The following is a 24,616-nucleotide window of genomic DNA, read 5'->3' on the forward strand; positions in this document are numbered from 1 at the left end:
CTCCGTTACCGAAAATCAGGAAAGTTGGATGGCGTCGGCGGGGTCGATGGTGCCCAGCGCGGTGACGAGTTTGGTGGTGCCGCTGGCCGGGGACTGGACGCCCTGCACGGTGGTCCAGCTCGCGGTCGAGCTGTCCATCGTCTTGCCGTCCTTGTCCTTGGCGTAGACCGAGATCGTCAGCGGGCCGGCGACGGCGTTGCCGTCCTGGTCCTTGCCGTCCCAGTAGAAGGGAAGATCGCCCTTCGCGACATTCTCGGCGCGGCCGGTGTAGACCACCTTGCCGGTGGCATCGACGAGGCTCACGCTGGCGCTCGACGCATTGTCGGGCAGCGTGACCTTGCCGGCGTAAGAGCCGTCGGACAGCGGCGCGGCCGTCTTGGATTCGACCAGCGCGGCCTTGCCGATCCAGCTTGCCGCATCGCCGACGCGCGACGACGCCAGGCTCGACATGATCGACTTCAGAGACTGGTTCATCTCGGCGATGCCGGTGGTCGACGAGAATTGCGCCATCTGGGCGACCATCTGCGTGTTGTCGACCGGATCGAACGGATCCTGCGTGGTCATCTGCGTAGTGAGCAGCTTCAGGAAGGACGACTGGTCGAGCGTCTGGTTGCTCTTCGTGGTGGTCGTCGTGCCGCCGCTCTTCGGATTGCCGGTGAGGCTATCCAGATAGCTATTGCCGGTGGATATCGTCATTTGCCGAGCCTCAGCGTGTCGAGAGTGAGCGTCTTCGCGGTCTGCATGACCTGGACGTTGTTCTGGTACTGGCGGGCGGTTTCCATCATCTCGACCAGCTCCTGCGCCTGATCGACGCCCGCTTCCCAGACGTTGCCGTCCTTGTCGGCCTTCGGATGGTTGGGGTCGTAGCGCTTGGTGGGTTCGATGTTGGAGGCGACCACCTGATCGACCTTCACGGTCGCGACGCCGGGGCTGTCGGTGACCGAGGAGAAGACCGGCTTGATCGCGCGGAAGGCTTCGGCCTTGCTGCCCGCGACCGAACCCGCATTGGCGAGGTTAGAAGCCGAGGTGTTGAGCCGGACCATCTGGGCGGACATCGCGCGGCCGGCGATGTCGAAGACCGAGAGATTATTGGCCATGCCTTATTCTCCCTTCAGCGCCGACATGACCGTGCCGATCCGGCCTTCCAGAAAGGAAAGCGTGGTGCGGTACTGGATCGCGTTCTCGGCGAACTGATTCTGTTCGGTGGACAGTTCGACGGTGTTGCCGTCGAGCGAGGTTTCCAAGGGCACGCGGTATCCGATGTTGCTCTCGGCGGCCTGGTCGGCGGTCATGCCGCTATTCCCGGTCGCGTCGGACAGCGCCTTCTGGAAATCGATATCGCGCGCCTTGTAGTTGGGCGTGGCGGCGTTCGCGATGTTGGAGGCGAGCATCGCCAGCCGCTGCGAACGGATCGCCAGCGCCTTGCCATGTACCCCGAAAAGCGGATCAGCCATTTTTTCGCTTCGTCCTCTAAAAGTCTGTCAGCCGCCGCCGTTAATCATGTTCGAACAGGCTCGACGGCTGCCTTGGGCACATCCCAAGCAACTGCCGTGCCAAATGTGGTTAACGGGGCCGAAACCCCCTATTTTTCCTGCATTTGGCGCGAGAGCGGCAAAGACTTGCCGGTTGCGGCAAAGACTTGCCGGTCGATCCTGCCGGGTCCGTTAGCCATGTTCGGCAACGGCGCGTTGACCCGTTTCGGGCATTGGGGAAATGATGTTCCTGCTTGACCAGATCGCCCGATTCATCGACCCGGCCGCCATCGCGATCGTGTTCGGCGGCACGCTTCTCACCAGCATCTTCCGATCGCCCTGGGCGCATATCGGCCGCGCCTTTTCCGCGCTGGGCCTGCTCGGCCGCGCCGACCCGGCCGCCGATGCCGCAGCCGCGCGCGTATCGGTCAGCCGTATCCGCGAACTCGCCGAGGTCCGCAGCATCAACTGCGTCGACCGCGTCGAGACCGCGCAGCGCTTCCTGCTGCGCGCCGCGCGCGAACTGTCCGAAGCGCGCCATTCGCAGGACTTCGCCCGCTGGGCCGCCGACGAGATCGACGCCCGCCGTCTGCGCCACCAGGCCGCGATCGGCGTGTGGCGCTCGATCGCCGAGACCGGCCCCGCAATGGGCATGATCGGCACGATCATCGGCCTGGTCCAGATGTTCGCACAGATGGAGGATCCGGCCAGGATCGGCCCCGCCATGGCGGTAGCAATGCTGACCACTTTATATGGCATCATCCTGTCCGCAGGCATCGCCGCGCCGATCGCTGGACGGCTGGAGAGCCTGTCGGAAACCGAACTCGCCTGGCAGACCGCCGCGTGCAAGCAGCTCGAACTGCTCGCCCGCGACGAGATCGACAGCGTTGCGCAGACCCGGCCTGCCCGTCCCGGCCTGCGGACCGCGGCATGAGGCGGGAGATCTCTCAACGCTGGGTGCTGAGCTTCGCCGATCTCGCGCTGCTGCTGCTGGCCTTCTTCGTAATGATGCAGGCGCAGGCGGGCGACCGGCTGAAGCTCGCGGCGGGCATGCGCGACGCCTTCGGCGGATCGGGCAACGGCAAGGGCGGCGACGTGCTGGTCCACGGCCTGCTCGCCACGAAGGCGTTCGAAGCCGACGAAGCGATCTTGAAGCCAGCCGAGGCCGCGCGCCTGAGAGCGATCGGCGCGGCCGCCGCCAAGGCGAAGCAGCGCGTGATCGTCGCCAGCCAGGGCCGCGACGGCCAGACCGCGCGGCTGGACAGCTGGGAATTGTCGGCGGCCCGCACCACCGCGGTCGCCCGCGCGATCCGGATGGGCGGCGTGCCCGATGCGATGATCGAGATCAGCATCCCGCCGATGCGCGCCAGCGGCCCCGCGAAGGGCCAGCGCATCGCCGTCCAGCAAATGCCGGGGGCCGCCACGCGGTAGCCCTTATATATAGAGCGTCACTCCGGCGGTGGCCGGAGCCTCAGGAAGCGCCTGTCCCGCTGGCCGTAGGCGCCCCCGGGGCTCCGCCCTCCCCCGGAGTGACGCATAAGGTAACCGGTGCGTTAACCATTTCTTTCCAGGTCTGCGGATATCTCCCGCGCATGACCCGGAGTTTTGCCATGACGCGCATCGCCTTCCTGCCCCTCGCTCTCGCCGCCGCGCCGCTCCATGCGCAGGCCGCCTTGCCTCCAGCGCAGGACCTGAACCAGCTCGAGCAGATCGTCGTGACGACGCTGGGCGCCGATGTCGGCCAGCCTGGCGGGCCGCTGGCCCCGATCGACCGGCGGATGCGGCTCGCCGCCTGCCCGATCGGCATCCAGGTGGACCCGCCCACCGCGGGCGCGGTCACCGTCCGCTGCACCACCGCAGGCTGGCGCCTGCGCGTGCCGCTGATGCGCGCCAACATGGTGAGCGTGGGCGGCGCGCAATCCTATGGCGACCGCCCGATGGCCGCCAGGGCCGATATCCGCAAGGGCGATCCGGTCCAGCTCATCGCGCAGGGCCAGTCCTATTCGATCAGCGTCGACGCGATGGCGATGGAAGATGCCAATATCGGCGGCCGCATCCGCGTTTCCGCCGCGTCGAAGCCCGGCACCTTGTTCGCCGAGGTGATCGATGTCGGCCGTGTGCGGCTGATCGGATTTAAATGATTTAAAGGAATTCGAAACCTGTCGTTAACATCGGCATGGTGGGAAACATGTTGGCCGAAAGGCCGGATTTGAAAGGACCAGAGATGATCAATGGGGTAGGTTCGACCAGCCCGACCCGCATCGGTCAGGTCAAGGACGGTAAGGTCGAGGCGGCAGCCCCGGTCGACGCCGTGCAGACGGCGGGCAGCGACACGACGATGTCGCCTTCGCTCGTCGCGGTGCTGGCGCAAGCCGGGCCGCCGATCAACAGCGACAAGATCGAGGCGATCCGCAAGGCGATTGCCTCGGGCCAATATCCGATCGACGCCAAGGCGATCGCCGCCAAGATGATCGCGCTCGACCTGCCCAAGGCGAACGCGTGAACGAGGACGCCGTCGACAGGCTGATCGGATCGAGCGAGGCGTTGATAGCCGCGCTCGATGCGCATGATATCGACGCGATCGAAGCCGCGCTTCCCGCCTTTGGCGAGAGCGTCACGGCACTGAAATCACCCGGCGTCCTGCACAGGACGCCGGGCCTCCAGGCGCGCCTGGCCGAAGCGATGAGTCTCGCCGACGCCGCCCGCGCCCGCGTCCGCTATCTCGCGGATCGCACCCAGCAGCGGATCGACATGCTCGCCAATGCGGCGGGCCGCTTCGATTGCACCCCTGCGACCTATAAGCCGGGGCGCTAGACCCGCGCGCTGACACGTACACCCAAGCCTACAGTCGGCTCGCGGCCAGTTCCGTTAAGTGTTTGCCCGCGCTTGCCCTTCAATAAGGGCTCTGGAACCCATCTCAGGCCGAGACTTGATTACGAATCTTGGTCAGGAAATGACGTCAACGGGGCCGGATAGTGTCCCGGCGACGATAGGCTGCGGGCGACATAGATGAAACGAAGCACTAAACGGTTTTTTGCAACGGTCGCGGCTTTTTGGACAGCTATCCTGTGCGTGTCCCAGCCAGCCAGTTCATACGAAATTCGACCCTTTTTAGCTTTGCACGAATCGATGAGCTTCGCGGCGGCAGAGTGTTTGCGCGTGGCAGGCGGAGCCGAGCCTCTCGATTGCAGCGCTTATGTCGCGAAGCTGGCCTCTCTTTCCGATGCCAAAAATCCCAGGATCGAAGGAATCGGACAGGCGGCACGCTGGCCCGACGATCCAACACGTCAGATCAAAGCTCGCACGCTGATCAAGTTCGGCTTCAACGCAAAACTCAATTGCAAATCGGTGCTTCGACGGTCTCCGGAAATTGGACAAGTGGGGCTGCTATGCAGTTCACATCATGGTCGCTTGCAATTCTTCCATGCAATGGCGTCGTCTTCCAGCGAGACCTTCGAGAATACACGCGCCAAGCTGATCGACTGGGCCGCTTTCACCTATGGCGTGGCTGCCGGATTTATCGATCCTGCGACAGATTATTGTGGCTACTGGAAAGACAATAGCTCGTCGATTTCGACATCTATGCGCCCGCCGAACTTTGCCTTTTGTGGCGGATCAACCGCTAAACACCCGTGGACGATCTCTACCTTATTCGCCATGCGATGCAGTAACCCTGTTTCGTCAGAAACCTGTACGGAAGTTATCGGTCCCGCCGGGACGGACCTCGCACGCTCAGCGGCTGCGGGCGCACTGCTCCACCTCGTTCAGGATTCCTATTCCCAAAGTCACGCGGCGCGCGGAACGACGAGCGAACCGGCCTATCGGCCCGTGATCGACTGTAATCTGCCAAGCCGCTTTTACGATTACAGCACGCAAAACAGCAAGGAGCATAGCAAGGCCGACAAGGTGCCTGCGCTCGCCTCGTCATGTAAAAGCGGCGCGACAGTAGATGATGCCATCACCGCGAGCGCCAAGCTGCTGTGGCATATCGAACGACGCTCGGATCCCGCGATCGTTATTTCCTATTTGCGGAGCCGCGTGCTGGGCGGAAGCTGAAATACGCGCCTAATCTGCGGAGAGGCGCGCTTCATCGCGGATTGCCGGAACGCGTGTGGTGGTGCAACCTGAGCTACCACATTTGGCGCGCCCGGTCCTGACGAACCAGATGTCTCCGCGCATGGCCTCAACTCCGAAACTTTAACGGCGCTCATCCCAAAGTCTTAAACCCGGATAGCGATATCCACGCTTCCTAACGCAAAATTGACCACGTTCCGGGCATTCCTCGCTTCCCGCCTTTGGCGAGAGCGTCGCGGCGCTGAAATCACCCGGCGTCATGCACAGGACGCCGGGCCTCCAGGCGCGGCTGACCGAAGCGATTGGTCTCGCCGACGCCGCCCGCGCCTGCGTCCGCTATCTCGCGGACCGCACCCAGCAGCGGATCGACATGCTCGCCAATGCGGCGGGGCGATTTGACTTCACGCCCGCGACGTACAAGCCGGGGCGGTAGAGACCGCCGCATCCCCGACCATCCCCGCCAGCCTCGAAATCGGGGCCGATCTTAATCCGGATCGACTTTCCCTTAGCAGATCCGTCCGCGCGTCTTGTGTATATGCGCTACGCAGACACAGTTTGCGCGATGAACCAGACGTCCTTCTCGGCCAGGCGGGTCGCCCCGCTCATCATCATGCTGGGCATGATGAGCGCATTCGGTGCCATTTCCATCAACATGTACCTGCCCGCGCTTCCGGCTATCGGGCGCTCACTGCACACGCCGACCGCCTCGGTTCAGTTGACGGTGGCCGCCTTCATGATCGGCATCTCCTCGGGGCAGCTATTCTGGGGCGCGCTCTCCGAGCGGGTCGGCCGCAGGCTGCCATTGCTGATCGGCTTTGGCCTGTTTGTTCTCTCATGCTGCGCCTGCGCCGCGGCGGGTTCGCTCTCGCAGCTGATCGTCGCGCGGCTGTTTCAGGGGCTTGGTGCCTGTTCGGGCATGGCCATGGCCCGCTCTATCGTGTCAGACCGCTTCGAAGGCACCGACGCCGCCATGATGTTCAGCTGGCAACATCTGATCATGGGTGTGGCGCCGGTTCTCGCGCCGATCGCCGGCGCCGCCGTTCTTTCGCTGTTCGGATGGCGCGCGATATTCTGGATTCTCGCAGCGCTCGGCGCGTCTCTGCTCGCTTTCATATGGTTGCGGTTGCCCGAAAGCCGCACCAAGGAGACGGCGTTGCTCGCGCTCTCGGAATCGCGGCTGGCGGCCTATGGCGCGTTGCTCCGCAACCACCGCGTCCTGATCCATCTTTTTGCGGCGGCACTTGCGGCAATGCCGCTCATGACCTGGTATAGTGGGGCAAGCCCGCTGTTTCAGGACAGCTTTGGATGGTCAGCGAGCGAGAGTTCGTGGCTGTTCGGCATAATGGGCGTCCTCATCGTCGGCGCGACTCAGTTCAACCGGCGGTTGCTGCGGCGATACAGGCCGGCACAGGTGATCCGCTCGATCCTGGCGCTGGGAGCCATCGCCTGCCTGTGCACGGTGGCGACCGTGGGTGCAGGCCTGGCAGGCCCACCGCTGATCGCCGCCGCCATGATCTTCACGGTCAGCCTCTACGGTCTGGTTTCCGCCAATATGCAGGCATGCGCCCTTGCCGAAGACCGGTCGCGCAGCGGGTCGATGTCCGCCTTGTTCGGTTGCGGCATCTATGCCGGCGGTGGTGTGGTCGCCTGGTTCGTAACCCTCATGCCACCCGCCGGCGGCGTATCGATGCTGTCGCTGATGGCTGTGGAATTGACTGCGGCATGGCTTCTGTTGCGCTGGATGGATGCGCGTGCATCGACCGGCGCGGCGGTGGAAACGCCCTATCCTACGGCCCCAGCACCGAAACTTTAACGGCGCTCATCCCAAAGTCTTAAACCCGGATAGCGATATTCACGCTTCCTAACGCAAAATTAACCACGTTCCGGGCATTCCTCGCTTCGTAATCACGCGAAGGCCATCGAGGATATAATGCCGAGAGCATCGATTTCCGCCAGTTTCCGGCCCTTTGCGCGCCTCGCGCGGCGGGAGGCCTGAGCCATGGCGGCGCCGGCCTCGGTAACCCGGAAATTGTGGGCGGCTACCGGCCGCAGCGCGATCCTGCCCTTCGCGACGCTGATGCTAGTCGGCCTGATGGTCATCCCGGTGCCGTCCTTCGTGCTCGACATGGGCTTCATCGCCAACATCATGATCAGCCTCGCGGTGCTGATGGTGGCGCTCAACGCCGCCAAGCCGCTCGATTTCTCATCCTTCCCGACGGTGCTGCTGTTCGCCACACTGTTCCGCCTCGCGCTGAACGTCGCGTCGACCCGCGTCGTGCTGGTCGACGGGCATCAAGGCCCCGCCGCCGCCGGCCATGTCATCGAAAGCTTCGGCAATTTCCTGATCGGCGGCGACTATGCCGTCGGCCTGTTCGTGTTCGGCATCCTGATGGTGATCAACCTCGTCGTGATCACCAAGGGCGCGGGCCGCGTTTCCGAAGTGTCGGCGCGCTTCACCCTGGACGCGATGCCCGGCAAGCAGATGGCGATCGACGCCGATCTGAACGCCGGCCTGCTGACCCCCGACGAAGCCAAGCTGCGCCGCCAGGAAGTCGCCACCGAAGCCGATTTCTACGGCTCAATGGACGGTGCTTCCAAGTTCGTGAAAGGCGACGCCGTCGCGGGCGTGCTGATCCTGGTGATCAACATCCTCGGCGGCCTGATCCTCGGCACGATGAGCCACGGCCTGTCGCTGTCGGACGCGGCATCCACCTATATCATCCTGGCGATCGGCGACGCGCTCGTCGCGCAGGTGCCCGCGCTGCTGCTGTCGATCGCCGCCGCGTCGATCGTCACCCGCGTGTCCTCACCACTCGACCTGTCGGGCCAGATCACCAGCCAGTTCGGTTCGGCCCGCGCCTGGGCGCCGGTCTCCGGCATCCTGTTCCTGCTAGGCGTCGTCCCCGGCATGCCGCACTTCATCATCCTGTCGGCCTCCGGCGTCGCCGGCTTCGCCGCCTGGAAGCTGAGCAAGAAGAAGAGTGCCGAGACCGCGCTGGAAGTCGCCACGGCCGAAGCCGCCGCCGCCGCGCCGGTTTCGCCCAACAGCATCGACTGGAACGAGATTTCGGACGGCGCCGCGCTGGGCCTCGAACTGGGCTATGGCCTGGTGAGCCTCGTCGACGACCGCAAGGGGGCGCCGCTGATGGCGCGCATCACCGGCATCCGCCGCCAGCTGTCGCGCGAACTTGGCTTCGTCGTGCCGCTGGTCCGCGTCCGCGACAATCTCAGCCTGCCGCCCAACGCCTATCGCATCACCGTCGCAGGCGTGATCATGGGCGAGGACGAGGCCTATCCCGACCAGCTGCTCGCACTCGACAGCGGCGATCTCGAAGGCACGGTCGACGGCCGCGCGGTCCGCGATCCGAGCTTCGGCCTGGAAGCCGTCTGGATCAGCCCCGACAAGCGCGGCGACGCGATCGTCGCGGGTTACACCGTCGTCGATCCCGCCACCGTGGTCGCTACCCACCTCAACCAGGTGATCGCCGCCGCCGCCGCCGACCTGTTCGGCATGGACGAGGCGCAGCGCCTGCTCGACGCGCTCAAGGAAGCCGCCCCCCAACTGGTCGCCGGCCTCACCCCGCAGCCGCTCGCGCTGGCGCAGATCGCCGCGGCCTGCCGTGCCCTGCTCGCCGAAGGCGTGCCGCTCAAGGATTTCCGCCGCATCGCCGAAGCGATGGTCGATGCGGCGACGATGTCGGCCGACGCCGCCTCGCTGGTCGAGAATATCCGCTCGAGGATCGGCGCGCTGATCGTCCAGACGCTGGTGCCGGTGAAGATGCCGCTGCCGGTCGTCACCCTCGACGCCGGTCTCGAATCGTTGCTCGCCCAGGCGGTCCGCACCTCGCCCGGCGCCGCCCACCCCTTCGAACCCGCGCTCGCCAACAAGGTCGTCGCGGCGATCTCCGAAGCATCGGCCCCGCTGGTCAACAGCGCGACCCGCTTCGCGATCGTCACCTCGCCGATCGCGCGCCGTGCGCTCGCCCGCCTGCTCAAACCCCACCTGCCGGAGACTCCCGTCATGTCCTTCCTCGAGATTCCCGATGGCAAGGCGGTGGAGGTCGCAGCGGTCGTGGGCGGCGGACCCACCCATAATGGCAGCGCCGGCGCACTTGGCGCGCGGCCCATGGAGACGGCAGAATGACCCTCGCTCCCTCCATCCCGGTCCTCCGGGACTTGCCGGGCACAGCCCATCTGCAGCGCAGCGCCCGGGTGATCAGCATCGCCTGCGGCCGCAGCGGCGTCGGCAAGACCACGATCGCCGCCAACCTGGCGCTGTCGCTGTCGAAGATGCACCGCCGCGCGATGCTGGTCGACTGCGACCCCGGGCCCACCGATGCGACCCGCCAGATGGGCTTCAACCCCAAGGAATCGATCGATGACGTGATCGGCGGTCGCCTGACCATCGACGAGATCGTCGTCGACGGCCCCGAAGCCTTGTTCGTCGTTCCCGCAGGGCCCGTCGACGCCGCCGGCCGGGTGGATCTCGCCGCCCGCCTCAAGCTCGCCGACGCCTTTCGCCCGCATCGCCGCTCGCTCGACTATGTCATCGTCGACACCCCCGGCAGCGCCGATCCCGACACGCTCGACATGGTCGCCTCGGCCGACCTGCCGATCGTCGTGCTAGCCCCCGATGCCGAGCGCTTCATGGACGCCTATGGCACCGTCAAGCTGCTCGCGCTCGACCATGGCGTGCGCGACATCGCGATCGTCACCAACCGGATCGCCGACGAGGCGATGGGCCGCGAACTGTTCCGCCGCTTCCGCGAGGTGACCGGACGCTTCCTGACCGATACCACGCTCAGCTATCTGGGTGGCGTTCCCAAGGATGAGCGCGTCCTGACCGCCGCGGCACGCCGCCGGCTCGTCGTCGACCAATATCCCAATGCGCGCGCGGCGCAGGCCATCGGCCACCTCGCCCGCACGATCGACACACTCGACATCGGCGCGCAGGCAGGCGGCGACTGCTTCTTCGGGATGGAGGCGGTGCTTCGTGCTGGCTGAGACGCGAGAATCCCAACAGCTGACCTATGGCCGCAAGCCCCAGAAGGCCCGGCCGGAGGAGCTGGTCCGCGGCCATATGCAGCTGGTCCGCAAGATCGCCTGGCACGTCCACGGCCGGGTCTCCTCGGCGATCGACATCGAGGATCTGATCCAGATCGGCATGATATCGCTGGTCGAGGCGGCCAACGGCTATGAGGATCGCGGCCACGCCTTCTCCACCTATGCATCGATGCGCGTGCGCGGGGCGATGATCGACCATCTCCGCCGCCATGCCACCATGAGCAGGTCGGCGATGGGCAAGCGCCGACAGATGCTCAAGGCCAAGGCCGATTTCGAGAAGACCCATGGCCGCAGCCCGAGCGAGTCCGAACTTGCCCAGGCGCTCGGCCTCGACGGGGCGGCATTCCGCGCGCTGATGGAAGAAACCGCCGCGACCTATCAGGAGTCACTCGACGAGGTCTATTCGGACCAGTCGATCTGGTTCGCCGACGTCGAGGAGCGCGCCGACCAAACAATCGAGCGCGAGGAGCTTGCGGAGGCCTTGGCCGAGCATATCTCCGACCTGCCCGAACGTGAGGCGATGGTTCTCCAGCTCTATTTCGTCGAAGAGATGAACCTTGAGGAAATCGGCCAGACGCTTGGCATAGGCGCCGCACGGGTCTGCCAGATCAAGAAGGCCGCGCTCGACAAGCTGCGCGGCTCCCTGAAAGAATGGCGTTAATTTAGTTGCCTCAAGCGCCGGCGGTCGCATCGGCGACCTTGGCGACGGATGTCGGCGCCCGGCGTTTGAGGCCAATCAATGCCTACCGCTCACCGCTGCTTCCAGCCGGTCGATCTTCATTCCGAATTCGTTGAAGCGCGCGTTGGTGCCCGACTGGCTCTCGCGGATCGCGGACACGACGTTGTTCATCGGATCTCTAGCGAGCAGCCCGGTCTGTAGCGCGTCCATGCGATGCTGGAGTTCTTCGCTGCTCACCGGCGTGGCGGCCGCTTGCGCCTGCTGCAGCCGAAGCAATTCGATCTGCTTGTCGCGGACCAGCTGCAAATCGCGTATCAGCTTGTTGGCCTGTTCGGCCTGACGCGCACGTTCGCGCGCGTCGGCGACGACCAGCTGCGCGGACATGATCACGCGCTCGGCGACCACCAGACCGGCGGCGGAAACCGCGCTCGACAAAAGGCCCAGACCGATTGCAATCCTGGTGAACCGGCCCGCAGATGGCGCGGCCGCGGCCTGAACCGGCGTCGCGGGGACGGCTTCGGCGGGCACGGCGGGTGCGGGCAGAGGGTGGGTCGCGGCTTCGGCCGCAGCCACCGGTGCAGCGGCCTCGGTGGGAAGTTCGATCACGTCAACGGCCAGGGCCGGAGCAATCACTGCGGGAGGGGCATTGTCGTCCCCGTCGGAGAAGCCGATCGCGCTGACCGGTTCGATAGCCGGCGCGGCAACCGCCGCCACCGCTATCACGGGCTTTTCCTCGCGGGTCTGGACCACGCTGGTCTCCAGATCCTCGAGGGCTTTGAGCGCTGCGTCGAAACCATTTCCGCCGGCCGAAGAAGACGCATCCATCATCTATTCCCGTCGAACGCTGCCCGATGTCCCGGCCGGCCGGATCGGCCGGCCGGAGATCATCGCGATACACAACATCCCGGAACGAAACGTCCCGGGCACTTTCAAGGAAAAGGCCCCCGGCGCGGGGAAATATTGCGCCGGGGGCCTATCGGACGGCCGAGGTGGGTTGGCCGCCTATTCCTTAGCGAAGCAGGCTCAGGACACCCTGACCGCTCTGGTTCGCCTGGGCGAGCATCGCGGTGGAAGCCTGCGACAGGATCTGCGCCTTGGCGAGAGCCGTCGATTCCGCCGAGAAGTCGGCGTCCTCGATCCGCGAACGGGCTTCGGACAGGTTGTTGACGTTCGCGGTCAGCACGTTGACGGCGGCGTCGAGGCGGCTCTGGGTCGCACCGAGGCCGGCACGGACGGTGTTGACCTGGGTCAGCGCGGTATCCGACGCGGTGATCGCGGCGGCGGCGTTGGTCGTGGTGTCGACCTTGACCGTGCTGGCATAGGCCGCGGCAACGCTGTTCAGGCCGCCGATCGAGATCGACGTGGTGTCGCCCGAGTTGATGCCGGTCTGGATCGCGAAGCTCGTCGCGGTCGAGGTCGCCGAGAACAGGGTGTTCCCGTTGAACTTCGTGCCGGTGACGACGCTGGTGATCTGCGACTGCAGGGCAGCGACTTCGGTCTGGAGGTTGTCACGGTCGCTCGACTGGTAGGTGCCGTTGGCGGCCTGGACGGCCAGTTCGCGGACACGCTGCAGCATGTTGCTGACTTCGCCGAGGGCGCCTTCCGCCGTCTGGGCCAGCGAGATGCCGTCATTGGCGTTGCGGATCGCGACGCTCATGCCGCGAACCGACGCGGTCATCGAGGAAGCGATCGCCATGCCGGCGGCGTCGTCCTTGGCGCTGTTGATGCGCTTGCCGCTCGACAGACGCTCCATCGCGGTGGACAGAGCCTTGTCGGCGAGACGGCCAGCGTTCTGCGAACGAAGCGACGAAACGTTGGTGTTGATAACAGCCATTGATGTAATCCTTCCGCTACTACTCGGCGTTCCGGCTACATGTCCGTCCTCGCCACGATCCGGTTAACGACGCCCGGAAACCAGGCTTAAGGAAGAAAGATGGTTAACCCGGATTAACCATAAATTAGTTTCGTCCGAGGGCTCCGGCTCTTACGCGCGGGCGCGCAATATCCAATGATTCCGGGGCGTTTTTGGGTTCGACCAATGTCGAATGCGGCCGCATCTTCGTCGGACGAATTAATCTTCTCGCGCGTGCTTAACCGCCTTGCGCACCGTCCTGGCCGTGCTGAAGACGGTGTCTGACGGCAGAGAAGAGGCTGCCGCACACACCGCCCCCAGCGAAGCTCGAAGAGGCAAGCGGGTGCAGCGCGTCCGAAACCTTAGCGAGCAAGCCGTGACGCGAGGATGTGGCCGCCCGCTGTCTGAGGGAGAAAACCAAAACGCCAAAAACCGAAACGACCCCCGATGCGATGCACCGGGGGCCGTCTCGGCCAGCAATTGTAATCGGTTTACTTGAGCAGGCTCAGCACGTTCTGCTGGCTCTGGTTCGCCTGGGCGAGCATCGCGGTGGAGGCCTGCGACAGGATCTGTGCCTTGGCCAGGGTGCTCGATTCCACCGAGAAGTCGGTATCCTCGATCCGCGAGCGGGCCTCGGACAGATTGGTGATGTTCGCGGTCAGCACGTTGACGGCGGCTTCCAGACGGTTCTGGTTCGCGCCGAGATTGGCCCGGACGTTGGCGACCTGGGTCAGCGCGGTGTCCGACGCGGTGATCGCGGCGGCGGCGTTGGTCGTGGTGTCGACCGTGACCGTGCTGGCATAGGCCGCGGCAACGCTGTTCAGGCCGCCGATCGAGATCGACGTGGTGTCCCCCGAGTTGATGCCGGTCTGGATCGCGAAGCTCGTCGCGGTCGAGGTCGCCGAGAACAGAGTGTTCCCGTTGAACTTCGTGCCGGTGATGACATTGGAGATCTGGGTCTGGAGCGCCAGAACCTCGGTCTGCAGGTTGGCACGGTCGCTCGACTGGTAGGTGCCGTTGGCGGCCTGCACGGCCAGCTCACGGATACGCTGGAGCATGTTGGCGGCTTCACCCAGGGCGCCTTCCGCCGTCTGCGAGAGCGAGATGCCGTCATTGGCGTTGCGGACCGCAACACCCATGCCGCGGATCGAAGCGGTCATCGAGGAAGCGATGGCGAGGCCGGCGGCGTCGTCCTTGGCGCTGTTGATGCGCTTGCCGCTCGAAAGACGGGCCATCGCGGTGGCCTGCATGCTGTCAGCCATACGGCCCGCATTCTGGGCACGCAGCGAAGAGATGTTGGTGTTGATGACGGTCATTGGATCAGTCCTTGTTCCTGTTAAGGGGCGATGATCCGGTGCTGGCCGTTCTCGCCTCGATCCCATTAACGGCCGTGCTTACCCCCGCTTTAACCAGAAAATTTCACCACGATCGTTGCAGGCCCGAAAGTTACCACCATCCCCTTGAAAAACAGCGATATTTTTATCGGATTTTTTTGCTAAAAAGGGTTTTCGCTCCCCAGCTGGCCACCACGGCCGACGTCATCGCGCCGCTGCCCGGCAAAGCCTTGCCGTCTTAGACCAAAGAATGAGCAGCTTTTTGCCGACCGGCAAAAGGCCCAGGAAAAGCGGGGTTTTGGAGTGCTCCTACGCGCGCGCGCCTGCGTGGACGCCATCGCGGGTGCGCAGGGCGCGCGGTCTATTAAGACTTTTTAAGTTAATTCGCCGGTAATCATGTCCGTGAAGGAATTGGCGTGGCTGGCACGCCGGATCCGATGAGGACGGCAGGAAGCATGATCGGCATCAGCGAGAAAGCGCAAGGTTCGCACCCCACGCTCGCCGCATGGCTGGCAGGCGCGGGCATCGAGACCGCGCCGGTCGATCCCGCCGCCGCCGCGGGCCGCGACAGTCAGCGCATCCTGCACGTGACCGAAGCCGCCCTGGCACGCCAGCACGACATCCTGATCGATTTCGCCGACGGCGCGCCCATCCTGCGCCGCGCCAAGATCGGCCGCCCGGCCACCATCGTCTTCGGTTTCGAAGACATGGCGTTCGGCCACGCACTGATCGCCGAACTGATCCGGCCGCGCGCCATGCCGGCCTGCGGCGAGCCGGAAAGCGCCCGCTTCCTTTCCATCGCCGCTCGCGTCGCCCGCAGCGATGCGACCGTGCTGCTGCTCGGCGAGACCGGCACCGGCAAGGAAGGTGTCGCCCGCTTCATCCACGCCGCATCGCCGCGCGCCGACAAGCCCTTCGTCGCCGTCAACTGCGCGGCGCTGCCCGAGACGATGCTCGAAGCGATGCTGTTCGGCCACCAGAAGGGCGCCTTCACCGGCGCCAGCGGCTCGGGCGAAGGCCTGTTCCGTGCCGCCGAAGGGGGTACGCTGCTGCTCGACGAGATCAGCGAACTGCCGCTCGCTCTTCAGGCCAAGCTGCTCCGCGCGCTTCAGGAACGCGAAGTCCTTCCCGTCGGCGCCACCGCGCCGATCGCGGTAGACGTCCGCATCATCGCCGCCGGCAATCGCGACATCGCCGCCGAGGTCGAGGCCGGCCGCTTCCGGGCCGATCTCTACTGGCGCCTGAACGTCATGCCGATGATGCTCAAGCCACTGGGCCAGCGCCGCCAGGACATTCGCGCCATTTCCGCCGCGCTGCTGCTGCGCCACACGCCCGAACAGCAGGAACTCGCCTGGCCGACCGCCAACGCGCTCGACCGGCTGATGACCCATGGCTGGCCCGGCAATGTCCGCGAGCTCGAAAACGTTTTGCAGCGCGCGATGCTGATGCGCGACGGCGACCGGATCGAAGCCGCCGACCTGATGATCGACGCCGCACCCGCCGCCCCTGCCTTCCGCATGGCCGCGGTCGAGACCATCACCGGCGCGGCGCCCGCCGCCGTCGAGGCCGCCCCGGTTCGCCTCGCCGACGCCCGCCGGGTCAGCCAGGCCCGCGCGATCGAGGAAGCTCTTGCCGCTACCGGCGGCCACCGTCTCCGCGCCGCGCAGCGGCTCGGCATTTCCGAACGCACGCTGCGCTATCGCATCGCCGATATGCGTGCCGTGGCCCGCGGGGCCGATATGCGCGCCGTGGCTTGAGGAGGGGTTAGATGACGACCGTCAACACCAGCAACCTCATGGCGATGCGCAACGCCATATTGCAGCAGAACAGCGCGTTGCAGAAGGCCGCCGCCGCCCCGGCTCCGAACCCGCTCACCGGCCCCGCCGCGATCGGCAATGCCACCAGCGCGCCCGACAGCAGCTTCGTCTCGACGCTGCGCGGCGCGATCGGCGAGGTGAACAACCAGCAGGCCAAGGCCAGCGCGATCAGCGAAAGCTACGAGCGCGGCGAAACCACCGATATCGCGGCGGTCATGCTCCAGCGCGAGCAGGCCAGCGTCGGCTTCCAGGCCACGCTGCAGGTCCGCAACAAACTCCTGTCCGCCTACAAGGACATCATGAGCATGCCGGTATAATATATGGCTGACATCATCCCCTCCCCCGCCCCCGTCATGGCGTCTTCGGCGCCCGCCGGCGTCGGCACCTCGGCCGTTCTCGAACGGGTCAAGGGCTTCACCGCGCAGCCGGCCGTGCAGCGCAGCCTGCCGATGATCGGCCTGGTCGGCCTGCTCGGCGGCGCGGCGCTGCTCTGGTCGACGATGTCGGGTGCGCCGCAGCGCGACCTGTTCGCGGGCATGGGCGATGCCGACAAGGCTGCCGTCGCAGACGCGCTGAAAGCCGCCAACATCCCCTATGAGGTCGATCGCGGCACCGGCGCGCTGACCGTGCCGGAGACCAGCTTCTACCAGGCGAAGATGCTGCTCGCGCAGCAGGGCCTGCCCAAGGCCGCGCCCGATGGCGACGCGCTGATCTCGTCGCTTCCGCTCGGCGCAAGCCGCGCGGTCGAGGGCGAGAAGCTGCGCACCGCCCGCGAAATGGATCTCGCCCGCACGATCGAAGCGATCGACGCGGTCGACACCGCCAAGGTCCATGTCGCAGCCGAGACGCCCAGCGTGTTCCTGCGCGACGACGCCAAGCCACAGGCTTCGGTGATGCTGCGCCTGCGCGCCGGCCGCACCCTGGCGGACTCGCAGGTCCAGGCGATCGTCCACCTCGTCGCCTCGTCGGTGGCGAACATGTCGCCCGACGACGTCTCGGTGGTCGACCAGGCCGGCCGCCTGCTCTCCGCCTCGGGCAACGACCCGATGAGCGCGGCCTCGACCCGGCAGGTCGATATCCAGAACAAGATCGAGCAGCGCTATCTCGACGCGCTCAACAAGATCCTGACGCCGATCGTCGGCCCCGGCAATTTCACCGCCGAGGTCCATGCCGACGTCGATTTCACCGAAACCCAGGCGACCCGCGAAAGCTTCCCCAAGGACACTGCGGTGGTCCGCTCCGAACAGGGCGCCTGGACCGGAGACAAGAACGGAGCGGGCGGCGAAGCCTCGGGTATCCCGGGCGCGTTGTCTAACCAGCCGCCGGCCGCGAGCCAGGTGACCGCCGCGCCGCAGCAGACCGTCAATGCCCCGGCTGGTACGACGGCTGCGGCAAATGCCGGAAAGACCTCGGAAAATTACAACCGCACCTATGAGCTGGGCCGCGAGGTCTCGGTCACGCACAATCCGATCGGTACGGTAAAGCGCCTGTCGGTCGCCGTCGCGCTGCGCGAAGGCAGCCGCAAGTTCAGCCGCGCCGAACTCGCCTCGATCGAAACGCTGGTGCGCGGCGCGATCGGTGCGGACCAGGCGCGCGGCGACGTCGTCGCCCTGTCGGCCCGCAGCTTCGCGGTCGCCGAAGAAGCCGAGGTCAAGCCGAACTGGTGGGAAGCGCCGTGGGTCTCGACCCTCGCCCGCAACCTGTCCGCGCTGCTCGTCGTCGCGCTGCTCGTCTTCGGCGTCGCCAAGCCCCTGCTCAAGCGCCGCGCGGCCTATGCCGAGGAGAAGAAGGCCGCGCTCGAAGCCGCGCTCGCCTCGGGCGGCCGCGTCCCGGCGAGCACCAACCCCGCGATCCGCAACGAGATCGCGTCGGCGCTGGCCCAGCAGGCGCTGCACGATCCGAACAAACCCGTAACCCTCGACATGATCGAGGCGACGCCAGGCTATGCCAATCGCGCCGAACTGATCCGCAACTTCGTGAAGCAGGACCCGGACCGCGCCGCGCTGGTCGTCCGTGACCTGATCCGCGCCGACATGCCGGGAGCCGCGTAACATCATGGCGGACGAAACCCCGATCGATACCGAGAACGCGACCCCGGTCGCCCCCAGTGGCAGCCAGGCCGCCGCGATCCTGCTGATGCTGCTCGGCGAGGAGGAAGCCGCGACCGTGTTGAGCCGGCTGGAGCCGGACGAGGTCCAGCATCTCGGCGGCGCGATGTTCGGCGTCGCCAATATCTCCGAGAACGAGATCGACGGCGTGTTCGACGTATTCTGCGACCGCGCCCGCGTGCGCACCACCCTGGGCTTCGGGGTCGAGCGTCAGATCAAGGGCATCATGCACAAGGCGCTCGGCCAGGATAAGGCCGATCAGGTGCTGCAGCGGATCACCCCCGTCCAGCACGTCAACGCGCTCGAGAACCTCAAATGGATGGATGCGCGCGCGATCGCCAACCTGATCGAGTTCGAGCATCCGCAGATCGCCGCCACCGTGCTCGCCTTCCTCGAAGCGCAGCGCGCGGCCGACGTTCTCCAGCTGCTGCCTGAGGATATCCAGGCCGACCTCGTCTATCGCGTCGCCACTATGGGGCCGATCACCGAGGCCGCGCTGACCGAACTCGACGAACTGCTCAACCGCCCCGCCACCGCGCAGTCGACCGGATCGACCACACGCCGCGGCGGCGCAGGCGAAGCGGCCAAGATCGTCAATTCGTCACGCAAGGCCGCCGAGCAACGGATCATCAAGGCGCTGCAGAAGCTCGACAAATCGGTCGCCCGGAACATCGAGGAAGAGATGTTCATCTTCGACAACCTCATGGCGGTCGGCGAAAAGGATCTCGGCACACTGCTCCGCGCGGTCGACAACGACATCCTCGTCGTCTCGCTCAAGGGCGCCGACGAGAAGCTGCGCGCCAAGATCTTCGGCTGCATGTCGAGCCGCGCCGCCCAGTCGATCCAGGACGAGATCGCCGATCGCGGCCCGATGCGCCTGGCCGATGTCCAGGAAGCGCAGAAGGCGATGCTTGCCGTCGCCCGCAAGCTGGCGGCGGAAGGCACGATCAGCCTCGGCGGCAAGGGCGACGACTTTGTCTGAGGTCTGGACCCCCGAGAATATCGGCGAAGCCACCCGCGTCGACGCCTGGGCGCGTCCCGCAGCGACCGGCAGCTTCACCCCCTGGGGCAGCGAGGGCCATCCCCGCCGCCGCGCCAGCGACTTCGCGCCGAGCGCGCCCAAGGCGAGTTCGCCGGTCACCGACATCGAGACGCTGCGCAACGAGGCCTTCGCCGAAGGGTTCGAGCAGGGCCGCCAGGCGGTGATGATGGAATTCATGCGTGAGCGCGAGGCGCTGGCCGAACTGATCCGCTCGGCCGAAGCGCTCCAGCCCGAGCCGACCGGCCCCCTTGCAGCCGTGCTGGCCGAATCGGTCAGCCGCCTCGTCCGGCAGATCGTCGGCGAGGTGCAGATCGATCCGGCGATGCTCAAGGCCCGCGCCGAAGCGATCGCCGAACTGGTGAGCGCGGAATCGGGCCCTGCCCGATTGCGCATGAACCCCGATGATATCGCGATGCTCAACGGCGTCGACCTCGGCCTGCCGATGGCGCCCGACCACCATCTCGCCTCTGGCACGATTGTCCTGGAAACCGGCGAAGGCTGGATCGAAGATGGCCCCCAAGTGCGTCTCGCCAAGCTGCGCCAGCAGCTCGACATGATGGTGCAGCCGAAATGATGGGTCTCGCCGCTCAGGCCGACGCGATGCTCGGCACACTGGAAATCGACCATGCCGGCCCGCGCCGGGTTGGCCGTCTCGCCTCCTATGACGGGCTGATGCTCGAAGCGACCGGCTTTCCGGTTCCGGTCGGATCGAACGCGCGCGTCATCGACGCAGATGGCCATGCCGCGCTCGCCGAAGTCGTCGGCTTTCGTGGCAACCGTACCCTGCTGATGGCGCTCGATGCCGATGCGCCGCACAGCGCGGGCGCGCGGGTCGAGCCGGATCGGCGCGGCGGTTCGGTCGATGTCGGCGAAACCCTGCTCGGCCGCGTCGTCGATGCGCTGGGCAATCCGATCGACGGCGGCGGCCCGATCGCCACGTCCGAACGCTGGCCGCTGGCCGGCAAGCGCGGCAACCCCCTCGACCGCGCCCGCGTGACTGAACCGTTCGACATGGGCGTGCGCGCGATCAACGCGCTGCTCACCGCGGGCGTCGGCCAGCGTATCGCGATCGCCGCCGGTTCGGGCGTCGGCAAATCGGTGCTGATGGGTCAGATGATCGCCGGCGCCGACGCCGACATCATCGTCGTCGGCCTGGTCGGCGAGCGCAGCCGCGAAGTCTCGGACTTCCTGGCCACCAAGCTGGCCGGCCCGGTCCGTCAGAAGAGCGTGGTCGTCGCGGTTCCGGCCGATCATCCGCCGGTGCTGCGCCTGCGCGCCGCGATGCGCGCCACCGCGATCGCCGAATATTTCCGCGCACAGGGCAAGCGCGTGCTGCTGCTGATCGACAGCCTCACCCGCGTCGCCCATGCGCAGCGCGAGATCGGCCTGTCGCTGGGCGAGCCGCCGACGATGAAGGGCTATCCGCCCTCCGCGCTGGGCCTGATCCCGCGTCTGATCGAGCGGGCCGGCGTCGATGCAGCTTCGGGCGGATCGATCACCGCGCTCTATACCGTGCTCGCCGATGGCGACGACACCGACGATCCGATCGTCGACACCGCGCGCGCGATCGTCGACGGCCATATCATCCTGTCGCGCAGCCTGGCCGAACAGGGCGTCTTCCCCGCGATCGACGTGGGCAAATCGCTGAGCCGGGTGATGAGCGACATCGTCAGCCCCGAGCATCAGCAGGCCGCGCAGATCCTGCGCCGGCTGTGGGCGGTCTATGAGGAAAATCGCGACCTGATCCTGATGGGCGCCTATCGCACCGGTAGCGACCCGATCGTCGACGTGGCGATCGCCCGCCACGATCACATCCTCGAGTTCATCAGCCAGGGCCAGAAGGACCGGGTCGATTATGCTGACTCGGTCAAGGCCGTGGTTGAGGCATTCGGCGGATGAAGGACCTCGTCCGCAAACGCGCGCGGATCACCCGCGTCCGCAGCGCCCAGCACCTGCTGGCGGCGTCGGCGGCGGCATCCGCGGAGGCGCAGGTGCTGCATCTGGAAAGCAATGCCGCAAAGCTGGCGTCGTTGCGCGACAGCCTGACCGTCGAAAGCGGGACAACGACGGGGGCGGTGCTGCAGAATCGCGGGGAACTGGCCCAGCGGCTCGACAAGGCGCGCGACGGCTTAAACAGCGCGATCGTCTCGGCGCGCGCCGCCGCCGAACAGAAGGTCGCCGAACGGCTGGAAGCCCGCCAGCGGCAGGAGAGCGCGGCGAAGCTCGACGCGCGCGCCGTGCAGGCGATGGCCGATTGGACCGAGGCGCGTGTGACCGCCGCCTTCCGTCCGAAGATATTGAAGAAACAGGGGAATTACTAAATGGCCGTTGCCGCGCTTTCGACTTCCGCGATTGCTCTTGCGACGGTGCCCGCTGCTGCGCCTGCCCCCGCCGCGGGTGAGACGCCGGAAGCGTTCGCCAAGCTGGTGTCGCGCGCCAAGCCCGATGGGCAGGCCGCGCAGGGCGAAACCGCGCCGCATATGGGCGACGGCGAAGCCGAGACCGCAGAGGCAACCACCGACGTCCCCGTGGCCCACGCCGATGGCGAGACCAAGCCTGCCACCGCGGAGAAGCCCGTCGATCTGGTTGCCGAGCTCGAGGCGCTGTTCGCCCTTGCCGGGCAGATCGGCGTCAATGTGCCGCCCGCCGCAGCCGCGCGCGTAGCCGCTCCGGTCTCGGCGACGACCGACACGGCGCCGGTTGTCGCTGCTCGCGCCGCGACGATCGCTACGACGCCCGCTGTTCCGGCCGTCGCCCCTGCCGTCGTGTCGGCGCCGGTCGAGACCAGCGGTGCGCAGCCCGTCGCGCCCGATCTGCCCATCGATCCGGCGGCGACGACTGCCCGTCAGCCCTTGCCGCCCGCGATCGCGGACATGGCGGCGCTGACCATGCCCACCGACAACAGCGAACCTGCGCCGGACGCGGCCGCGAATATGACGCTCCGCCGCGACATCGCAGCGATCGTCGCGTCGCTGAAGGCCGCTTTCCATCCCGCAGAGGCGAGTGGCGAGGTTCCATCCGCCTTGGCCGCGCAGAGCGCCGCATCGCCTGCTGCCGCTGCGACCGGTCCGGCGGCTTCGAACGTCGTCGTGCCCTTCATCCAGCCCCGGCCTGCCGCCGCGACGCCGCCGACACCCGCCGCCATAGCTGCGCCTGTCGCCGCAGCGGCAACTGCCGATCCGGCGGCCGCCGAGACCATGACCGCGCCAGCAGCCATGGCCAGCCTAGCCGCCGAAGCTCCTCCGCTGCGCAAGACCGATCGTCCGGTTGCCGCCAAGGTGCAGCCGCACATCGCAACCAGCGTTGAACCGGCACGGCTGGCTGACGCGCCCGATGTCACGGCGGCGCCTGCCCCGCTATCCGATGCACCCATAGTCGACGATGCCCAGCAGCCGGCAGCGCCGGCCGCCAGCGCAGCGCCCGCCGGTGCTCCCGCCGTCGCTCCCGCGCCGGCCGCTGCCGTGCCAGTGCTTCCAGTCCCGGTGACACCCGCCGACTGGAACTCCGCGCCGGTCACCGATGCCGCCTCTGCTGCCGCGCCGAGCCATGTCGATCAGACAGTGACCCGCCATCTCGATCTCGCCCGCGACACGCAGTGGCTAGACCAGCTGGCGCGCGACATCAGCCAGTCGGTCACCCGGCAGAACCATCTGAAGTTCCAGCTCAATCCCGAGCATCTGGGCGCGCTGACCGTCGAAATCGCCAACAGCGCCGCGGGCACCGCGATCAAGCTGTCGGCCGAGACCGATCAGGCGCGCGCGATCATCGCCGATGCCCAGCCGCGCCTTATCGCCGAAGTTCGGGCGCAGGGCGTGCGCGTCGCCGAATCGCATGTCGATCTAAACCAGCAGGGCGGGAGCAGTTCCGCCTTCGCCCAGAGCCAGCAACGCCAGTCGTCAGAAGATTCTAAACCTTTTGTGCGTACACAGGCGGTGATTCGTGACGATGCCGGTGATTCGGCCCTGCGCGAAGACGGTGAACTTTACGCCTGATCCATGGGATTTGAACGATGAGCAGTGCCGCCGCACCCGCCGCTGAGGCGCTCAAGAAGAAGGGCAAGATGAAGGGCATCCTGATGATGCTCATTATGGCGATCGTCTTCGCGGGCGGTGGCGTCGGCGCGGGGCTGTACGCTGCGGGCGCGGGCTTGGCCGGCGGGCACAAGGAAGAGGTCGAGGAAGACCCCAACGCTCCGAAGCTGGTCAAAAAGGAAGGTCATGGCGAAGACGACAGCCATGGCGAGAAGAAGACGCTGCCGGTTGGTTTGGAGACCGACAAGTCGCCCGATCCGACCAAGTACAAGGCGAGCTATTACACCTTCGAACAGCCCTTCACCGCCAATCTGCGCGACTCCGACGGCTTCACCCAGGTCGGCCTCGGTGCGTCGACCTTCTACGACCAGAAGGTGATCGACAACATCAAGGACAATGAGATGCCGATCCGTTCGGCGATCCTGATGGCGCTGTCGCAGCAGGACAGCTTCACCATCTCGACCCCCGAGGGCAAGCTCAAGCTCCAGAAGGATCTCAAGACCGCGATCAACGACGTGCTCAAGCAGCGCACCGGTTTCGGCGGCATCGACAATGTCTATTTCACGACGCTTGTCGTGCAATAAGCCCGACGTTCAGTAGGCTTCTGTAGCTTTTAAAAGAGATCAACCCCCTCGCCGTCCCGCGAGGGGGTTTTCTTTGGGTGCATCGCTGGTTCTGGCCGCGTACCGAGCGGAACGGCTATCGTGGCTTGGCGGTTTCCTCCGGAAAGGAGACCGACATGATCCGCAAACTCAAGTCCGGTGAGTATCGCCTTTATTCGCGCAAGGTCGATCCGAAGACCCACAAGCGCAAGAACCTCGGGACGTTTTCCTCTCGCGACGCCGCCGAAAGGCATGAGCGCGAAGTTCAGTATTTCAAACGCCAGTGATGCCGCGGGAACAGCGCGCCAAATCCGCTCGTTAGAAGGCCGAGGTTTGGAGGAGAGCGATTATGGCAGACGTGAATAGCGACGAACGTGTGGTCGTCGAAAAGAGCAGCTTCAACATCGGCGGCATCATCGCCGCGATCGCCCTGCTGCTGCTGGTCCTCGGCGTGCTGAAGTTCCTCGGCATCTCGCCGATCTGATTTGATTTCGCCTCAAGCGCCGGCGCCGGATATCCGTCCGGCTTCCGGCGCTTGAAG

General features: G+C 66.1%; 30 protein-coding genes. 24 read left to right on the top strand and 6 right to left on the bottom strand.

The window, feature by feature from the left end; translation table 11 throughout:
* Positions 1–15: 15 nt before the first annotated feature.
* Genes ASE00_RS08230 through flgB form a run of 3 tightly spaced genes read right to left on the bottom strand, consistent with a single transcriptional unit; the run spans position 16 to position 1,454 of the window.
* Entirely contained in the window at positions 16–696 is a 681-nt protein-coding gene (locus ASE00_RS08230; RefSeq protein ID WP_056378912.1) for a flagellar hook assembly protein FlgD, read from the bottom strand.
* Positions 693–1,097: a flagellar basal body rod protein FlgC gene (gene flgC / locus ASE00_RS08235; RefSeq protein ID WP_056378914.1), complete on the bottom strand. Its 405-nt coding sequence runs from the start codon at positions 1,095–1,097 to the stop codon at positions 693–695. Before flgC ends, ASE00_RS08230 begins: the two co-directional genes overlap by 4 nt.
* A 3-nt stretch (positions 1,098–1,100) precedes the next feature.
* Positions 1,101–1,454 carry a flagellar basal body rod protein FlgB gene (gene flgB, locus ASE00_RS08240; protein WP_056378916.1) on the bottom strand — a complete coding sequence of 118 codons (354 nt, stop codon included), beginning with the start codon at positions 1,452–1,454 and terminating at the stop codon, positions 1,101–1,103.
* Between flgB and ASE00_RS23725 the strand changes: the two genes are divergently transcribed.
* The 12 genes from ASE00_RS23725 (at position 1,428) to ASE00_RS08290 (ending at position 11,271) form a co-directional block, all read left to right on the top strand.
* Positions 1,428–1,730 carry a hypothetical protein gene (locus ASE00_RS23725; RefSeq protein WP_162256425.1) on the top strand — a complete coding sequence of 101 codons (303 nt, stop codon included), beginning with the start codon at positions 1,428–1,430 and terminating at the stop codon, positions 1,728–1,730. The genes flgB and ASE00_RS23725 overlap by 27 nt on opposite strands.
* The gene (locus ASE00_RS08245) at positions 1,717–2,406 is read left to right on the top strand and encodes a motility protein A (RefSeq protein ID WP_056379457.1); all 690 of its coding nucleotides are present in this window, start codon (positions 1,717–1,719) and stop codon (positions 2,404–2,406) included. Before ASE00_RS23725 ends, ASE00_RS08245 begins: the two co-directional genes overlap by 14 nt.
* Positions 2,403–2,903 (top strand): flagellar motor protein MotB, encoded by a 501-nt coding sequence (locus ASE00_RS08250; protein ID WP_082594575.1) that lies wholly within the window; start codon positions 2,403–2,405, stop codon positions 2,901–2,903. Before ASE00_RS08245 ends, ASE00_RS08250 begins: the two co-directional genes overlap by 4 nt.
* A 161-nt stretch (positions 2,904–3,064) precedes the next feature.
* Positions 3,065–3,613, top strand: coding sequence for a flagella basal body P-ring formation protein FlgA (locus ASE00_RS08255; protein ID WP_156405323.1), 549 nt, complete (start codon positions 3,065–3,067; stop codon positions 3,611–3,613).
* Positions 3,614–3,696: 83 nt separating this feature from the next.
* Positions 3,697–3,975 carry a flagellar biosynthesis anti-sigma factor FlgM gene (gene flgM / locus ASE00_RS08260; protein ID WP_056378921.1) on the top strand — a complete coding sequence of 93 codons (279 nt, stop codon included), beginning with the start codon at positions 3,697–3,699 and terminating at the stop codon, positions 3,973–3,975.
* Positions 3,972–4,286 carry a hypothetical protein gene (locus ASE00_RS08265; protein ID WP_056378923.1) on the top strand — a complete coding sequence of 105 codons (315 nt, stop codon included), beginning with the start codon at positions 3,972–3,974 and terminating at the stop codon, positions 4,284–4,286. The genes flgM and ASE00_RS08265 overlap by 4 nt, the downstream gene beginning before the upstream one ends.
* 195 nt (positions 4,287–4,481) lie before the next feature.
* A complete protein-coding gene (locus tag ASE00_RS23380) occupies positions 4,482–5,528 on the top strand; it encodes a hypothetical protein (protein ID WP_156405324.1) in 1,047 nt (348 codons plus the stop codon).
* 277 nt (positions 5,529–5,805) lie between these two features.
* Positions 5,806–5,979, top strand: coding sequence for a hypothetical protein (locus tag ASE00_RS23385; protein WP_156405325.1), 174 nt, complete (start codon positions 5,806–5,808; stop codon positions 5,977–5,979).
* A gap of 129 nt (positions 5,980–6,108) precedes the next feature.
* A complete protein-coding gene (locus ASE00_RS08275) occupies positions 6,109–7,359 on the top strand; it encodes a multidrug effflux MFS transporter (protein ID WP_056378927.1) in 1,251 nt (416 codons plus the stop codon).
* A gap of 186 nt (positions 7,360–7,545) precedes the next feature.
* Complete coding sequence (gene flhA / locus ASE00_RS08280) at positions 7,546–9,690, top strand: flagellar biosynthesis protein FlhA (RefSeq protein WP_056378929.1); 2,145 nt, start codon at positions 7,546–7,548, stop codon at positions 9,688–9,690.
* Positions 9,687–10,550: an AAA family ATPase gene (locus ASE00_RS08285; protein ID WP_056378931.1), complete on the top strand. Its 864-nt coding sequence runs from the start codon at positions 9,687–9,689 to the stop codon at positions 10,548–10,550. The genes flhA and ASE00_RS08285 overlap by 4 nt, the downstream gene beginning before the upstream one ends.
* 76 nt (positions 10,551–10,626) lie before the next feature.
* Positions 10,627–11,271 carry a sigma-70 family RNA polymerase sigma factor gene (locus ASE00_RS08290; RefSeq protein ID WP_414819841.1) on the top strand — a complete coding sequence of 215 codons (645 nt, stop codon included), beginning with the start codon at positions 10,627–10,629 and terminating at the stop codon, positions 11,269–11,271.
* Positions 11,272–11,346: 75 nt separating this feature from the next.
* Here the strand turns inward: ASE00_RS08290 and ASE00_RS08295 are convergent, their stop codons facing one another.
* The 3 genes from ASE00_RS08295 to ASE00_RS08305 form a co-directional block, all read right to left on the bottom strand.
* A complete protein-coding gene (locus ASE00_RS08295) occupies positions 11,347–12,114 on the bottom strand; it encodes a hypothetical protein (protein ID WP_056378935.1) in 768 nt (255 codons plus the stop codon).
* A gap of 184 nt (positions 12,115–12,298) precedes the next feature.
* A complete protein-coding gene (locus ASE00_RS08300; RefSeq protein ID WP_056378938.1) occupies positions 12,299–13,123 on the bottom strand; it encodes a flagellin in 825 nt (274 codons plus the stop codon).
* Between the two features lie 509 nt (positions 13,124–13,632).
* Positions 13,633–14,457 carry a flagellin gene (locus ASE00_RS08305; RefSeq protein ID WP_056378940.1) on the bottom strand — a complete coding sequence of 275 codons (825 nt, stop codon included), beginning with the start codon at positions 14,455–14,457 and terminating at the stop codon, positions 13,633–13,635.
* A gap of 11 nt (positions 14,458–14,468) precedes the next feature.
* Between ASE00_RS08305 and ASE00_RS23390 the strand changes: the two genes are divergently transcribed.
* From ASE00_RS23390 to ASE00_RS24235, 12 genes are all read left to right on the top strand, one after another.
* Positions 14,469–14,717, top strand: a complete 249-nt coding sequence (locus ASE00_RS23390) for a hypothetical protein (protein WP_156405326.1) — start codon at positions 14,469–14,471, stop codon at positions 14,715–14,717.
* 213 nt (positions 14,718–14,930) lie between these two features.
* Positions 14,931–16,232, top strand: a complete 1,302-nt coding sequence (locus tag ASE00_RS08310; RefSeq protein ID WP_056378945.1) for a sigma-54 interaction domain-containing protein — start codon at positions 14,931–14,933, stop codon at positions 16,230–16,232.
* An 11-nt stretch (positions 16,233–16,243) separates the two neighbouring features.
* Complete coding sequence (fliE, locus tag ASE00_RS08315; protein ID WP_056378947.1) at positions 16,244–16,609, top strand: flagellar hook-basal body complex protein FliE; 366 nt, start codon at positions 16,244–16,246, stop codon at positions 16,607–16,609.
* Positions 16,610–16,612: 3 nt separating this feature from the next.
* On the top strand, positions 16,613–18,343 hold the full coding sequence (gene fliF / locus ASE00_RS08320; protein WP_056378950.1) for a flagellar basal-body MS-ring/collar protein FliF: 1,731 nt from the start codon (positions 16,613–16,615) through the stop codon (positions 18,341–18,343).
* A gap of 4 nt (positions 18,344–18,347) precedes the next feature.
* Positions 18,348–19,382: a flagellar motor switch protein FliG gene (fliG, locus tag ASE00_RS08325; RefSeq protein WP_056378952.1), complete on the top strand. Its 1,035-nt coding sequence runs from the start codon at positions 18,348–18,350 to the stop codon at positions 19,380–19,382.
* Positions 19,375–20,016, top strand: coding sequence for a hypothetical protein (locus tag ASE00_RS08330; RefSeq protein ID WP_056378954.1), 642 nt, complete (start codon positions 19,375–19,377; stop codon positions 20,014–20,016). Before fliG ends, ASE00_RS08330 begins: the two co-directional genes overlap by 8 nt.
* Complete coding sequence (locus ASE00_RS08335) at positions 20,013–21,341, top strand: FliI/YscN family ATPase (RefSeq protein WP_200957890.1); 1,329 nt, start codon at positions 20,013–20,015, stop codon at positions 21,339–21,341. Before ASE00_RS08330 ends, ASE00_RS08335 begins: the two co-directional genes overlap by 4 nt.
* Positions 21,338–21,763: a hypothetical protein gene (locus tag ASE00_RS08340; RefSeq protein ID WP_056378956.1), complete on the top strand. Its 426-nt coding sequence runs from the start codon at positions 21,338–21,340 to the stop codon at positions 21,761–21,763. The genes ASE00_RS08335 and ASE00_RS08340 overlap by 4 nt, the downstream gene beginning before the upstream one ends.
* Positions 21,764–23,434 carry a flagellar hook-length control protein FliK gene (locus tag ASE00_RS08345; RefSeq protein ID WP_056378958.1) on the top strand — a complete coding sequence of 557 codons (1,671 nt, stop codon included), beginning with the start codon at positions 21,764–21,766 and terminating at the stop codon, positions 23,432–23,434.
* 17 nt (positions 23,435–23,451) lie between these two features.
* Positions 23,452–24,057: a flagellar basal body-associated protein FliL gene (fliL, locus tag ASE00_RS08350; protein WP_056378959.1), complete on the top strand. Its 606-nt coding sequence runs from the start codon at positions 23,452–23,454 to the stop codon at positions 24,055–24,057.
* A gap of 155 nt (positions 24,058–24,212) precedes the next feature.
* On the top strand, positions 24,213–24,362 hold the full coding sequence (locus ASE00_RS23860; RefSeq protein ID WP_156405327.1) for a hypothetical protein: 150 nt from the start codon (positions 24,213–24,215) through the stop codon (positions 24,360–24,362).
* Between the two features lie 62 nt (positions 24,363–24,424).
* Entirely contained in the window at positions 24,425–24,559 is a 135-nt protein-coding gene (locus ASE00_RS24235) for a hypothetical protein (protein WP_268801346.1), read from the top strand.
* Positions 24,560–24,616: the final 57 nt, after the last annotated feature.

Origin of the sequence: Sphingomonas sp. Root710 (assembly GCF_001429065.1) — a bacterium.
Classification (GTDB): Bacteria; Pseudomonadota; Alphaproteobacteria; order Sphingomonadales; family Sphingomonadaceae; genus Rhizorhabdus.